Raw genomic sequence first — 13,129 nt, forward strand, 5'->3', positions numbered from 1 at the left:
CGTTCTTCCAGAATTGCTTCAAATACATAATCCGGTATTGGAAGTTCACGCACACCAGCAGGTGTTTTTGTTTTAATTTCCTGCTTTGTCAGCATCTTAGGTGCACAGTCTTCTGCTTTTGGATACTTCTGTTTAAAGAAACGAATCACATTTTCTGCCATTTCATAATGGTAAAATGGAACTAATTGTTCATGTGAAAAATACAGTTCTCTTTGTCCGTCTGGTATTTTTTTTAATACCAATTTACATTCAATACCCATTGCATTTAAAAAATCTTCAAAATCCTTCAGATGTTCCGGATTTTCCAGACTATCATAAAAACCTTGATTCAGTCTTCCAAAGCGATACTGCATCCCATTTCCTACTGTAATCATCATCATTCTTCTAACATAATTCGATAACCGGATAAGAGCTGAATCATTTTTCAAAGCCATATTACTAATCAGCCATCTCAAAAATGGAAGTTTTGGTTCACTGATTTCATCATCTTTTCCAACTTCCAGAGATTGTAAATAGCGCTCTATATTGGCAGTTTCTGCATCAATATAATCTAAATTATCAAAATTATATTCTCGCAAACCAAAATTACATTTAAAAATGATTTTTCCATTTACAGATAATTCTTCTTCACGTAATTCCTGATTTGATAATCTCGAATATTTGTAACTTAATTCTGTATCTTCAAATCTGAATTCATATTAAAACATTGCTGCATCTTCTTTGGAATCCGCGTTGAGTAAAATTCCATTACTCGCATATCTTGTTCCGCCAAACATTGTTGAACCAATATCAAGAATTGCTCTTCCAAGGTTCGTCTTGCCAGTCGCATTACGTCCATAAATCAACATTTTGCCGATGATAGCATCTGAAAGACAAGCTCTCTATTGGCATTATACATTCTAATCCACTTTCTTAAAAGACCGGAAGAGATATCATATTTTATTTCTAAATCAATGGAAGAGCCGTCACCTCTTACATATTCCTCAACCACTTTCATTTTAAATTCTTTCGAATAAGACCCATTTCGCATTTTTTTGAAAAACCGGCAAGTCCATGTTTGTTATAAATCAAGGCCCAGTCCTGAATGGTTCTTGAAGAAATACATAGTTCTCCACATATCTGTGTTCTAGATTTATTTTCTTCAAGATAATCTATAACAGCCTGTTCTTTTTCTTCCGGTGTAAACTTTGCTTTTCTGGACATGAAAAATACCTCCAAAGTAACAGATTTTTATATTTAATCTGTCTACTTTAGAGGTATCATATCAAACAGCAGGTGGTTTATTTGTTTTCCAAAGTTCCGTTTTTCGGATCAACGAAAAACTCCACAATGTAAAACAGGGCTTTGCCCTAACAAATAAAAAGATACCCGGAAACTTTTACATTTCCGGATATCCTGTCTTATATCTTATATTATTTTACATCTTAGCCGAAAGACTGCTCTGTACGGTTGATGATCTCATCCTGTAACGGTTTGCTTAAGTTACGGAAGAAGTCACTGTATCCGGCTACACGAACGATCAGGTCGCGGTAGTCATCCGGATGTTTCTGTGCTTCGATCAATGTCTGTCTGTCAATGACATTGAACTGGATATGATGTCCGTCCATTGCGAAATAGCTACGGATCAGGCTGGACATGTTCTCAAGTCCTTTTTCTCCTGCTACAACATCCGGAGTAAATTTCTGGTTCAGAAGAGTTCCTGCTGTTGCAAGGTGATCCATCTTTGAGCAGGATTTGATAACTGCTGTAGGACCGTTTGTATCAGCGGATTTCTCCGGTGAGATACCTTCAGATACCGGAACATTTGCTTTTCTTCCGTTAGCAGTTGCTCCGATTACTTCTCCGAAGTAAACGTGGCATGTTGTCGGGAGCATATCTACTCCGTATTTTCCGCCTCTCATAGTCGGACGTCCTGTAATCAAATCATGGTACAGGTTAAATACATCCTGCATGATAGAATCTGCATAGTCATCATCATTGCCATACTTCGGTGTCTTATCATGTACCATACGATAAATTGCATCGTATCCTTCAAAGTTATGATCCATCGCTTCGATCAGTTCTTCCATTGTGAAGTTTTTCTTATCGAATACGTTATATTTAATTGCTGTGATACAATCTGTAACAGTTCCGATACCTACACCCTGGATATAGTTTGTATTGTATCTTGCTCCACCTGCATTGTAATCTTTTGCATTGCTGATACAGTCGTTTGTTACAACTGAAAGGCACGGTGCAGGCATGTTCTCTGCATATAATTTCTCGATTACATTATTTCCACGTACTTTGATATCGATGAAATGTTTCAGCTGTTTCTGGAATGCATCCCATAATTCTTCATATGTCTTGAAGTCTTTTGCATAACCAAGTTTCAGACCGAGCTGTTTGCCGGATTCATTGTCAAATCCATTGTAAAGTGTAAGTTGGAATACTTTCGGGATGTTCAGATATCCGGTCAGGATATATGCTTCACTTCCCCATGCTCCTGTCTCAACGCATCCTGAAGATCCGCCGCGGCGTGCATCTTCCAGTGATTTACCTGCATTGATAAGCTCCATTGTCTGTGCTTCTGTATTGTAGAATGCCGGCTGTCCCCATCCTTTTCTTGAGATCTCGCATGCTCTCTTTAAGAAACGTGCCGGTGTCTTCTTGCTGATTGTTACGTTAGAGTTTGGCTGAACCAGTTTCATCTCGTCCATACAGTCAAGGATCAGATAGCTGACTGCGTTAACTCCATCGCGTCCGTCCGGCGTCACACCACCTGTATTGATATTTGCAAAATCTGTGTATGTAGCACTTTCTTTTAGTGTGATACCTACTTTTACCGGTGCCGGCTGGTTGTAGAATTTCACCCATAAGCACTCTAACAGCTCTTTTGCTCTATCATCATCCAGAATTCCTGCTTCCGTATCTGCCTCGTAGTATTTGATCAGATGCTGGTCAAGACGTCCCGGGCTGAATGCATCCCATGGGTTCAGCTCTGTTGTAACTGCCAGATGTGTGAACCAGTATAACTGGATTGCCTGCCAGTATGTCTTTGGTGCATGTGCAGGAACAACTTCCAAGTTGGCTGCGATCTGTTTTAATTCTTCTTTACGAACCGGATCAGCTTCTTTCTCAGCCATCTCCAGTGCTAATTCATGATATCTCTCGCCAAGGATGATCACTGCGTCGCAGGAAATATCCATAGCTTTTAACTCTTCCATCTTGTCGTATGCTTCCGGATCATTTAAGAAATCAAGCGAATCCATTGTCTTCTTGATTTTCTCTTTGTAATCCATATATCCGGTTGTAAATACCTGTTCTCCACCACATGTATGTCCCGGTCCTCTCTGCTCCATGAACTCGGTGAACATACCTGCTGAATAGCAGTCATTCCACTCCGGAGTCATAGTTGCAAGAAGTTTTTCTCTCATGCTGCGTCCCTGCCAGAATGGGATGATCTCCTCTGCCTGAAGCTTTCTGTCTTCTTCTGTTGTATGGAAAGATACAAGGTCACGCTCGCTCATAACTGTCATATCTTCTACGCTGTGGCAACAAAGTTCCGGGAATGTCGGAGATGCCTGCGGGTCTTTTCCTTTTTCACCTACGATCAGTTCTCCATCACCCAGATATAATGTCTTCTTGGAGAAATACTCTTTTAATACCATAGATCTCATTACAGGAATAGAATATTTTCCATCATTCTCTCTGTAAAAATCTGTCTCGATCTTCGCTCTCTCCAAGTCGATATGTACCGGTGTTGTTACACTCAGTTCTCTCAGTTTCTGAATTCTTTCATTCATGCCTCTTTTTGCCATTGTTTTAACCTCCTATTCTGGTATTTGAGAAGCCTTCATCCTGGAAAAGTTTTACAAAACCTTCCATCTCTTCATTTGTTGGTGCCGTTAAATCAGTTCCTTTATATTCCATATCCAGTTTTGGATACTTGCTGCTTCCTGTATTATGGTACGGCAACAAATTCACCTGTGCCGGATGGATATTGTGTTCTTTTAAGAACTGAATGGTTGCCTTCATATTCTCATCATTGCCATTCACTTCTTTGACTGTCGGAATACGGATGTAAATCCTTGCTCCTGCATCCGATAATTTCACAAGGTTCTCAAGAATCAGTCTGTTATCTACGCCTATGTACTTCTTGTGAAGCTCCGGATTCATCACTTTCACATCATATAAAAATGTATCTACATACGGTAAAACCGCTTCAAATTTATCATACGGCACATATCCGCACGTATCAATTGTTAAAGAAATCTCTTCCTTCTTAAGTGCTTTGGCAATTTCCAGCACATACTCCGTAGACATTGCCATAACTTCTCCGCCGGAAAGAGTAACACCGCCGCCGGATTGCTCGTAGAACATCAGATCCTTCATCAGTTCTTTTACCAGTTCTTTTACCGGATACTCTTCTCCCACTGTCTCACGGATTCCTTCCGGGCAGTAATTCTCACACTTTCCGCAAAGATTACACAGAGATTTGTCAAGAACCGGTTTTCCCTCCGTCATTGAAATCGCGCTCTGCGGACAGACTTTTGCACAGGCTCCGCATCCAATGCATTTTTCCTTATCGTACTGAAGTTCTCTTTCAAATCGCTGCGTCTCCGGATTGTGACACCAGACACATTTCAGTGGGCATCCCTTAAAAAAAACGGTAGTACGAATTCCATCTCCGTCATGAATAGAATACTTCTGGATATTCGTAATATAATTCATGATCTTACTCCTTCCCGTTACTTTTGTTTTACTGTTAGACTTTTGTTTGTACTTTAGTCTAATAATAACAAAGAAAGAGAAGTTTGTCAATCTGTTATCAAACTTCTCTTTCCTTATTCTCTTATTCTTCGCGCTGTCTCCATGCCGTTTAATTCTTTCATGTAGGTGTCAAGAAACAGCAGTTCCATAGCAGTACTGTATTCAAAAGGTTTCTTTCAATCTCTACATCTTCACAGATGACAATTTCTCTCATCCATTACTCCTCTTCATTCTTCTCCATAAATTCCGTCTCAACCAGCTCCCATATCTCATCTCTTCCCTGCTTCGTCACAGATGAAAATGGAATAACAATCGTTCCCGGAAGCAGATTTAATCCTTGGCGAATTGCTTTGATCTGCTTTTGTACCTGGCTGCGCTTGATCTTATCTAATTTAGTCGCGATAATGATCGGATTGAATCCCTGCTCCACGATCCAACTGTACATCAGTTTGTCGTTCGCAGACGGATCATGCCGGATATCAATCAGAAGAAAGACTGCCTTCAACTGTTCCGATCCATGGAGATACCGCTCAATGAGCTGACCCCATTTCGCTTTTTCCTGCTCAGATACTTTTGCATATCCATATCCCGGAAGATCTACCAGATATAATTCTTCATTAATATTGTAAAAATTAATCGTCTGTGTCTTTCCTGGTGTCGCGGAAATACGCGCAAATGATTTCCGATTCATGAGAGCATTAATGAGGGATGATTTTCCAACATTTGATTTTCCTGCAAATGCAATTTCCGGATGTTCATTTTCCGGTAATTTACTTGTAATTCCACATACTGTTTCCAGATTCAGGCTTCTTATAACCATATTCTTTTCCCCCTTTTAACGCTTTAATGCAAGCTTCAATACTTCATCCATATGAGAAACCGGAATGATCTCCAGTCCTTTTGTAATCTCTGTTGATATCTCTTCTACATCCGCTTTATTTTCCTTTGGAACAAGAACTGTCAGGATTCCCGCATTTTTAGCAGCGAGAAGCTTTTCTTTCAGACCTCCGATTGGAAGAACCCTTCCACGCAGCGTAATTTCTCCGGTCATTGCCAGATCTGCACGGACTTTTTTCCCTGTAACAGCCGAAAAGATTGCTGTTGCCATTGTAATTCCCGCCGACGGACCATCTTTTGGCACTGCACCTTCCGGTATATGTATATGAATATCATGCTCTTTGAAAAATTTCTCGTCAATCTTATGCTCCGAGCTGACGGAGCGGATATAACTGATACCTGTACGCGCGGATTCTTTCATCACATCTCCGAGCTGACCGGTCAGCAGGATTTCGCCTTCTCCCGGCATGACATTTACTTCAATCTGAAGCGTATCGCCGCCAACACTTGTCCATGCAAGTCCCCGCACAATACCAACTTCATCCTTGTCATTTTTCATCTGATAGCTGAACAGCTCTCTTCCGAGATAATGTTCCAGATTCCTTTCTGTCACGCGTACGGCTTTCTTCTTATCTTCCAAAATCTCTCTTGCTGTTTTGCGGCAGATATCAGCAATTTTACGTTCCATCTGCCTGACTCCGGCTTCTTTTGTATAATTTCTTGCAATCTTCCACAGAGCTTTCTTGCTGATCGACAGTTGTTTTTCTTTTAAACCGTGCTTTTTCAGCTGTTTCGGGATCAGGTGTTCTCTTGCAATATGAAGTTTTTCATTTTCCGTATAACTGCTGATCTCAATCACTTCCATACGATCTAAAAGCGGTCTTGGAATCGTCTGTAATGTATTCGCTGTTGTCACGAATAATACTTCCGAAAGATCCAGCGGAACCTCCAGGTAATGATCTCTGAAATTCTTGTTCTGCTCCGCATCCAGTACTTCCAGAAGTGCTGAAAATGTATCCCCTTTATAATCATTGCTGACTTTGTCGATCTCATCCAGAAGGAGCAGTGGGTTCTTCACTCCGGCATTCTTCACAGCCGCTGCAATTCTTCCCGGCATCGCTCCGACATAAGTTTTTCTGTGACCGCGGATCTCTGCCTCATCTCGTACGCCTCCGAGTGAAATACGCACATACGGCTTCTTCAAAGCATGCGCCAGTGATTTTGCGATGGATGTCTTACCGGTTCCCGGAGGTCCAACCAGGCAGAGGATCGGTGCATCTGTGTTCTTCGTCAGAGCGCGTACCGCCAGAAATTCAAGCACACGTTCCTTTACTTTGTCCAGTCCATAATGATCTTCGTCCAAAATCTTTTTGGCATATGCAATATCTTTGTGTTCTTTGCACATATGATCCCACGGCATATCCAGCATCGTTTCGATATAAGTACGGATAACTCCCGACTCTGCCGGATTATTCATGGAATTACGGAATCTCCGTATCTCTTTGGAAATCTTCTCTTTTACTTCATCCGGTGCCTCCAGCGCATCACACTTCTGCTGAAATTCATCCGCATCCGATAACTGATTTTCATCTCCAAGCTCTTCACGAATCAGTTTGAGTTCTTCACGCAGAATATATTCCCGCTGGTTTTTATCCACGCGTTCTTTAATCTTTTCCTGTAATTCTTCTTTAATATTAAGTACCTGAATCTCATTCACAAGCTTATAGGCAAGTTTGTCATACCGTTTCATAAGATTCGTTTCTTCCAGAAATTCCTGATATTCCGGATAAGACATCGGAACATTGGCATTGATCACATTTACCATTTTCTTAAGATCTGTGATCTGATCGATCTGATCTGAAAATTCCTTCGCAATCTTTGGATTCTTTGCCATGTATTCTTTGAAAATATCCCGGAGTCCCTGCACCATTGCTTCCAGATTGAGTGGTGACTGTTCTGCTCCGGTATCTTCCCATGAAGTATCCACATCCTCTCGCACTGCAACCATTCCGCGCAGATATGGCTCTTTAAACTCCAGATCAATGAGTTCTGCTCTCTGCTCTCCGCTTATCAGAACACGGCTGATCTTCTTCGGAAGCTTCACAATCTGTTTGATTGTTGCAATACATCCGATTCTGTGTATATCTGTCACATCCGGATCTTCTGTCTCTATCTCATACTGCCCTGTCAGGAAAATCTTCTCTCCTTCTGTCATAGCCTGGTCAATTGCCTGCAGTGATTTCTCACGGCTCACATCAAAATGTGCCACCATTTCTGGCAGGATCGTCATTCCACGCAGTGCCACAACAGGCAGACTTATTCTTTCATTTTCCATATATACTCTCCTGTTTTATCTTCTTGGATCTCTTTCGTGCTTTTCTTATAAAACTGAAAGCTTCTCCGGCTCTTCTCATACAAAGTTGAAAAGCTTCTCCGGCTAATATATAAAAGCAGGCGGGCACAATTACCTGTACCCGCCCCATAATTACGCACTCTCTGAACTTATCATCTCATGCTCACATACAGGTTCACCAATGCCTTTTACTACATCTTTCGTAATCCTGCACGTCTTCAACGTCTCATCGGAAGGTGCTTTATACATAATATCCATCATGATGTTCTCCATAATTGCACGGAGTCCTCTGGCACCTGTTCTTCTCTTAAGTGACGTCTCAGCTATCTCTTCAAGCGCAGCCCTATCAAATGTAAGATCCACACCATCAAATTCCAGCATCTTCTGATATTGTTTCACAATTGCATTCTTTGGTTCTGTTAAAATAGATATCAACGCATCACGGTCTAACATCTCCAGTGTTACATTCACCGGCACACGTCCGACCAGCTCCGGAATCAATCCGAATTTTACAAGATCCTGTGGAAGGACCTGTTTCAGCAGACGATCCACGTCATCTTCATGCTTCTCTGCAATCTCTACATTGAAACCAATAGATTTCTGATCGATACGTTTCTCAATGATCTTCTCAATTCCTTCAAACGCACCACCACAGATAAACAAAATATTCGTAGTGTCGATCTGGATCAGTTCCTGATGTGGATGTTTTCGTCCGCCCTGTGGCGGAACACTTGCCACGGTTCCTTCAATAATCTTCAACAATGCCTGCTGTACACCTTCTCCGGATACGTCTCTTGTAATTGATGGGTTCTCGGATTTTCTAGTAATCTTATCAATCTCATCAATATATATAATTCCATATTCTGCGCGCTCAATATCGCCATCTGCTGCCTGGATGATCTTAAGCAGAATGTTCTCAACATCTTCACCGACATAACCGGCTTCTGTAAGTGCAGTTGCATCCGCAATTGCAAATGGAACATTCAGGATCTTTGCAAGCGATTGTGCCAGAAGCGTCTTGCCACAACCAGTAGGTCCAAGCATCAGAATGTTACTCTTTGAAAGCTCCACACCGTCTCTTCCTGCCATAATCCGTTTATAATGATTATAAACTGCTACGGAAAGAACCTTCTTTGCTTCTTCCTGACCGATCACATACTCATCAAGAAATGCTTTGATTTCTTCTGGCTTTAACAGATTGATATCTGAGAACGGATTCCATCCGGCATTACTGTCCGGATTCATCTCCTCCTCGATAATCTCTGCGCACACTTCAACACAGTCATCACAGATATATACGCCTTCCGGTCCTGCGATCAGCTTACGCACCTGCGACTGTGTCTTATTACAAAACGAACATCTCACCTGATCATCGTTTCTTCCTGCCATTTTCTCACCTCATATCCCGGAGAACCGTCTTAGCGACGTGTAATTACCTCGTCGATCAGACCATACTCCTTTGCTTCCTCAGCCGACATAAAGTTATCACGGTCTGTGTCCCGGCTGATGACTTCTAACGGCTGTCCTGTATTCTCTGCAAGGATCTGATTCAGTTTCTGGCGTGTTTTCAAAATATGATCAGCCGCAATCTGAATCTCTGTAGCCTGTCCCTGCGCACCACCGGATGGCTGATGGATCATAATCTCCGCATTCGGGAGTGCAAGTCTCTTTCCTTTAGTTCCACCGGAGAGAAGGAAAGAACCCATGCTTGCAGCCATACCAATACAGATTGTCTCGATATCACATTTGATATACTGCATGGTATCATAAATTGCCATACCTGCTGTTACAGAGCCTCCCGGACTGTTGATATACAGATGAATATCTTTCTCCGGATCCTCTGCTTCAAGGAATAATAACTGTGCTACGATCACACTCGCGGACACGTCTGTTACTTCTTCCCCTAAAAATATAATTCTGTCTTTTAATAATCTTGAATAGATATCGTAGGAGCGCTCTCCACGGCTTGTCTGTTCAATGACATAAGGTACTAAACTCATGTATATGCCTCCTCAATATAATATCTGCTGTTATTTATTTCTCTACAGCATTTTCTACAAGGAATGTAACAGCTTCCTGAACTGCCATATCCTCTTTCATCTGCTTCTTCTCAGCATCACCCATAAATTCTTTCAGCTTGTCAGCTTCCATCTTATAAGCTTCTGCCATCTTAGCGATCTCTTCGTCCAGTTTTTCATCGCTGATCTCGATGTTCTCAGCTTTTGCAATAGCTTCCAGTACAAGACGAGTCTCGATACGTTTTACAGCCTGTGGCTTGAACTCTTCGTTCATCTTCTCCTCAGTCATTCCTGTGAACTGATAGTACTGCTCCATAGTCAGTCCCTGAGACTGGATTCTCTGTGCAAAATCGTTAGCCATCTGTGAAATCTGTGTATCAACCATAGCATCCGGGATCTCATAAGAAGCATTCTTAATTGCCTGCTCTACAGCCTGATCTTCCTGTTTGCGTTTTCCGTCTGTAGCTTTCTGCTCTTTGATCTTAGCTTTTACGTCTGCTTTGTACTCATCTAATGTATCGAACTCAGAAACTTCTGCCGCGAATTCATCATCGATCTCAGGAAGCTCTTTTGCTTTGATCTCGTGTACTGTGCATTTGAATACAGCTTCTTTTCCCTTCAGCTCTTCTGCATGATAATCTTCCGGGAATGTTACTTTTACTTCTACTTCTTTTTCGGCTTCTGCTCCGACAAGCTGCTCTTCAAATCCCGGGATAAATGATCCGGAACCGATAGTCAGTGGATAGTTCTCACCTTTTCCACCCTCAAATGCTTCTCCGTCTACAAACCCTTCAAAGTCAAGGATTACTTCGTCTCCATCCTGTACTGCACGGTCTTCAACTGTTACAGTTCTTGCGTTCTTTTCAGCTTCTTCCTCGATCTTAGCTTCTACTTCTTTCTGTGTTACACGTGTAGATACTTTGTCTACTTCCAGTCCTTTGTACTCTCCAAGAGTAACTTCCGGTTTTGTAGCTACTTCTGCTGTGAAAATAAACGGTTTTCCCTTCTCAATCTGTACGATGTTGATCTCCGGTCTGGAAACGATCTCAAGCTCGCACTCATCATAAGCATCTGCATATGCTTTTGGAATGATCTCATTTGCAGCATCATCAAAGAAGATCTCTGCTCCGTACATCTTCTCGATCATCTGACGTGGAACTTTTCCTTTACGAAATCCCGGCAGACTGATTTTGTTCTTCTGCTTCTTATACGCACTCTGAAGTGCTTTTTCTAAATCACTGGCAGGTACTTCAATTGTAAGTTTTGCCATGTTCTTTTCTAATTTTTCTACCTGTAAACTCATGTTACAATTTCCTCCTGATTCTATTCTTTAATCGCGCTTTTATGCGCCTGCCCCATACGGGGTAACGATCGCCTGTTACAGGCATATCAAATAACATTCACCACAGAATTATAACACAAACATTTGCAAATATCCACCCTTAGTTTTTATCTGTGAAAAAAACTGTTTTTCCGGGAATTTCTATACATTTTCTGCAGATATTTCTGCTGCTCCCGGTGCTTTTTATTTTTCATATACAATTGCTTCTGCAATCTCTCTTGACTTGTCTTCTCCAACAAGCACTTCGATTAGTTTCAGAGCAAATGCTATCGCCGTTCCTACTCCCCGGCTTGTAATAATATTGCCATCCACTGCTACCTGTGTGCGAAGCATAACCGCTCCCTGGATCTCTGTCTCCACCCCCGGATAGCAGGTAATTCTCTTTCCTTTTAATAATCCGAGATTACCGAGCACTGTCGGAGCTGCACAGATTGCTGCTATCGGCTTTCCTTCGGCTGCAAAATCCTTTACTACGCGTCTGACACCTTCATGTGCATTAAGATTCGTTGTTCCCGGCATTCCTCCAGGCAACACGATCATATCTGATTCCACAAAGTTCACTTCTTCAAACAGATCTTCTGTCTGTATATTAATACCATGAGCACCATGTACAGTATAATCCTCCATGATAGAAATCGTATCTACATATATCTGTGCTCTTCTGAGCAGATCAACAACGGTCAGCGCTTCGATCTCTTCAAAGCCGTCCGCCAGCAACACACTTACTTTTATCATTCCTTTTTCTTCCTTTCATCGTATTTTTTGCATTTTTCTTCCAATATAAATATTAACACCGTTTACTTTTTGTGTAAACTATATTATCATTAGTACAGAACTGTATGTCGTATCAAAAAAGGGGGACTCCTATTGGAAATCGAGCGCAAATATCTAATCCGACACTTACCGGCACATCTGCGTCTGGATTCTTTTTCTTGTCGAATCATTGAGCAGGGTTATCTAAACACAACCCCCGTCATTCGTATCCGCAAAGACAATGACAAATATGAACTCACTTACAAATCTTCCGGTCTTATGACCAGGGAAGAATACAATCTTCCGCTTACAGAAAAAGCATATCTTCATCTGTTGCCGAAGATTGACGGAAGACTGATTCGCAAGAAGCGGTATATGATTCCTTTATCCGATATTCTGACGATCGAGCTTGATCTTTTCGAAGGGGATCTTGCTCCACTCATCCTTGCCGAAGTAGAATTTCCGGATGAAACAAGTGCCAATACTTTCTGCGCACCTGACTGGTTCGGAAAGGATGTTACCTTCTCCGGTGAATACCACAACAGCAATCTCAGCAAGATGTAGCAGCAACTTTTTGTTTAAAATACTCTTTTGAAACATTTCGGTGCAAACAAAGCAATTTTTTTAGTAAATTGCTATACTAACTAACATACACTCAAGCACGGAGGTGATACCATGTCCAATATACAGCTTGCTAATAACTTACGATTTTTAAGGACAAAACACAAACTGACTCAGGATGATCTGAGCAGTCTGCTGAATATCTCCAGACAGGCTTATTCAAATTATGAAACGAGCAAACGAACCCCGGATCTGGATTCGCTGTTACATATATCCAGATTTTATCGGATTTCTATCGATGAACTGGTCCTTGATAATCTTCAGAGTACTTATCACACAAGCGCTTTGAAAACCGGAGAAGAATATATTCCGTATGTAGTTATGGCAAAAGAAAAAAATACCGGCAATTCCATTTATCTTTCCAGAGAAGAGCTTGACTTTATTATTAAATATCGTGCACTCTCTGAAGAAAACAAACAGATTCTTGCCGGTTTTCTTTCAAACAAACCTTAA

General features: G+C 41.5%; 13 protein-coding genes and 1 pseudogene. 2 read left to right on the forward strand and 12 right to left on the reverse strand.

All coding sequences use genetic code 11. The annotated features are described in order from the left end of the window. The 12 genes and pseudogenes from H8S07_RS14540 to H8S07_RS13480 all read right to left on the reverse strand — a co-directional run. A pseudogene (locus H8S07_RS14540) lies at positions 1–578 on the reverse strand (hypothetical protein); the annotation flags it as partial. Positions 579–698: 120 nt separating this feature from the next. Continuing rightward, positions 699–848: an ATP-binding protein gene (locus H8S07_RS14545; protein ID WP_243176040.1), complete on the reverse strand. Its 150-nt coding sequence runs from the start codon at positions 846–848 to the stop codon at positions 699–701. Further along, positions 842–1,030, reverse strand: coding sequence for a transposase (locus H8S07_RS15045; protein ID WP_408640171.1), 189 nt, complete (start codon positions 1,028–1,030; stop codon positions 842–844). Before H8S07_RS15045 ends, H8S07_RS14545 begins: the two co-directional genes overlap by 7 nt. After that, a complete protein-coding gene (locus tag H8S07_RS13440; protein WP_186856207.1) occupies positions 994–1,203 on the reverse strand; it encodes a helix-turn-helix domain-containing protein in 210 nt (69 codons plus the stop codon). The genes H8S07_RS15045 and H8S07_RS13440 overlap by 37 nt, the downstream gene beginning before the upstream one ends. 221 nt (positions 1,204–1,424) lie before the next feature. Then, a complete protein-coding gene (gene hypD / locus H8S07_RS13445; RefSeq protein ID WP_117538119.1) occupies positions 1,425–3,800 on the reverse strand; it encodes a trans-4-hydroxy-L-proline dehydratase in 2,376 nt (791 codons plus the stop codon). A 4-nt stretch (positions 3,801–3,804) separates the two neighbouring features. Beyond that, on the reverse strand, positions 3,805–4,713 hold the full coding sequence (locus tag H8S07_RS13450) for a trans-4-hydroxy-L-proline dehydratase activase (RefSeq protein WP_021859591.1): 909 nt from the start codon (positions 4,711–4,713) through the stop codon (positions 3,805–3,807). A gap of 256 nt (positions 4,714–4,969) precedes the next feature. After that, positions 4,970–5,572 carry a ribosome biogenesis GTP-binding protein YihA/YsxC gene (gene yihA / locus H8S07_RS13455; protein ID WP_021859590.1) on the reverse strand — a complete coding sequence of 201 codons (603 nt, stop codon included), beginning with the start codon at positions 5,570–5,572 and terminating at the stop codon, positions 4,970–4,972. A gap of 15 nt (positions 5,573–5,587) precedes the next feature. After that, positions 5,588–7,924, reverse strand: a complete 2,337-nt coding sequence (gene lon / locus H8S07_RS13460) for an endopeptidase La (protein ID WP_186856208.1) — start codon at positions 7,922–7,924, stop codon at positions 5,588–5,590. A gap of 150 nt (positions 7,925–8,074) precedes the next feature. Next, a complete protein-coding gene (clpX, locus tag H8S07_RS13465) occupies positions 8,075–9,331 on the reverse strand; it encodes an ATP-dependent Clp protease ATP-binding subunit ClpX (protein WP_186856209.1) in 1,257 nt (418 codons plus the stop codon). A 29-nt stretch (positions 9,332–9,360) separates the two neighbouring features. Beyond that, positions 9,361–9,942, reverse strand: a complete 582-nt coding sequence (gene clpP, locus H8S07_RS13470; protein ID WP_021859587.1) for an ATP-dependent Clp endopeptidase proteolytic subunit ClpP — start codon at positions 9,940–9,942, stop codon at positions 9,361–9,363. A gap of 34 nt (positions 9,943–9,976) precedes the next feature. Next, complete coding sequence (tig, locus tag H8S07_RS13475; protein ID WP_021859586.1) at positions 9,977–11,263, reverse strand: trigger factor; 1,287 nt, start codon at positions 11,261–11,263, stop codon at positions 9,977–9,979. A gap of 222 nt (positions 11,264–11,485) precedes the next feature. Continuing rightward, positions 11,486–12,037, reverse strand: coding sequence for a DJ-1 family glyoxalase III (locus H8S07_RS13480; protein ID WP_118287732.1), 552 nt, complete (start codon positions 12,035–12,037; stop codon positions 11,486–11,488). Positions 12,038–12,169: 132 nt separating this feature from the next. On the opposite strand from H8S07_RS13480, the gene H8S07_RS13485 reads away from it, so the two are divergent. Then, on the forward strand, positions 12,170–12,619 hold the full coding sequence (locus H8S07_RS13485; protein ID WP_021859570.1) for a CYTH domain-containing protein: 450 nt from the start codon (positions 12,170–12,172) through the stop codon (positions 12,617–12,619). A 111-nt stretch (positions 12,620–12,730) separates the two neighbouring features. Beyond that, entirely contained in the window at positions 12,731–13,129 is a 399-nt protein-coding gene (locus tag H8S07_RS13490; RefSeq protein ID WP_021859569.1) for a helix-turn-helix domain-containing protein, read from the forward strand.

Source organism: Dorea hominis, assembly GCF_014287705.1.
Lineage (GTDB): Bacteria > Bacillota > Clostridia > Lachnospirales > Lachnospiraceae > Dorea_D > Dorea_D hominis.

Excerpts from the sequence above, each read along its gene's own strand:
- lon (WP_186856208.1), bottom strand. The coding sequence starts at position 7,924 with ATGGAAAATGAAAGAATAAGTCTGCCTGTTGTGGCACTGCGTGGAATG.
- clpX (WP_186856209.1), bottom strand. The coding sequence starts at position 9,331 with ATGGCAGGAAGAAACGATGATCAGGTGAGATGTTCGTTTTGTAATAAG.
- tig (WP_021859586.1), bottom strand. The coding sequence starts at position 11,263 with ATGAGTTTACAGGTAGAAAAATTAGAAAAGAACATGGCAAAACTTACA.
- hypD (WP_117538119.1), bottom strand. The coding sequence starts at position 3,800 with ATGGCAAAAAGAGGCATGAATGAAAGAATTCAGAAACTGAGAGAACTG.
- H8S07_RS15045 (WP_408640171.1), bottom strand. The coding sequence starts at position 1,030 with ATGCGAAATGGGTCTTATTCGAAAGAATTTAAAATGAAAGTGGTTGAG.
- clpP (WP_021859587.1), bottom strand. The coding sequence starts at position 9,942 with ATGAGTTTAGTACCTTATGTCATTGAACAGACAAGCCGTGGAGAGCGC.
- yihA (WP_021859590.1), bottom strand. The coding sequence starts at position 5,572 with ATGGTTATAAGAAGCCTGAATCTGGAAACAGTATGTGGAATTACAAGT.
- H8S07_RS13440 (WP_186856207.1), bottom strand. The coding sequence starts at position 1,203 with ATGTCCAGAAAAGCAAAGTTTACACCGGAAGAAAAAGAACAGGCTGTT.
- H8S07_RS14545 (WP_243176040.1), bottom strand. The coding sequence starts at position 848 with ATGTTGATTTATGGACGTAATGCGACTGGCAAGACGAACCTTGGAAGA.
- H8S07_RS13490 (WP_021859569.1), top strand. The coding sequence starts at position 12,731 with ATGTCCAATATACAGCTTGCTAATAACTTACGATTTTTAAGGACAAAA.
- H8S07_RS13450 (WP_021859591.1), bottom strand. The coding sequence starts at position 4,713 with ATGAATTATATTACGAATATCCAGAAGTATTCTATTCATGACGGAGAT.
- H8S07_RS13480 (WP_118287732.1), bottom strand. The coding sequence starts at position 12,037 with ATGATAAAAGTAAGTGTGTTGCTGGCGGACGGCTTTGAAGAGATCGAA.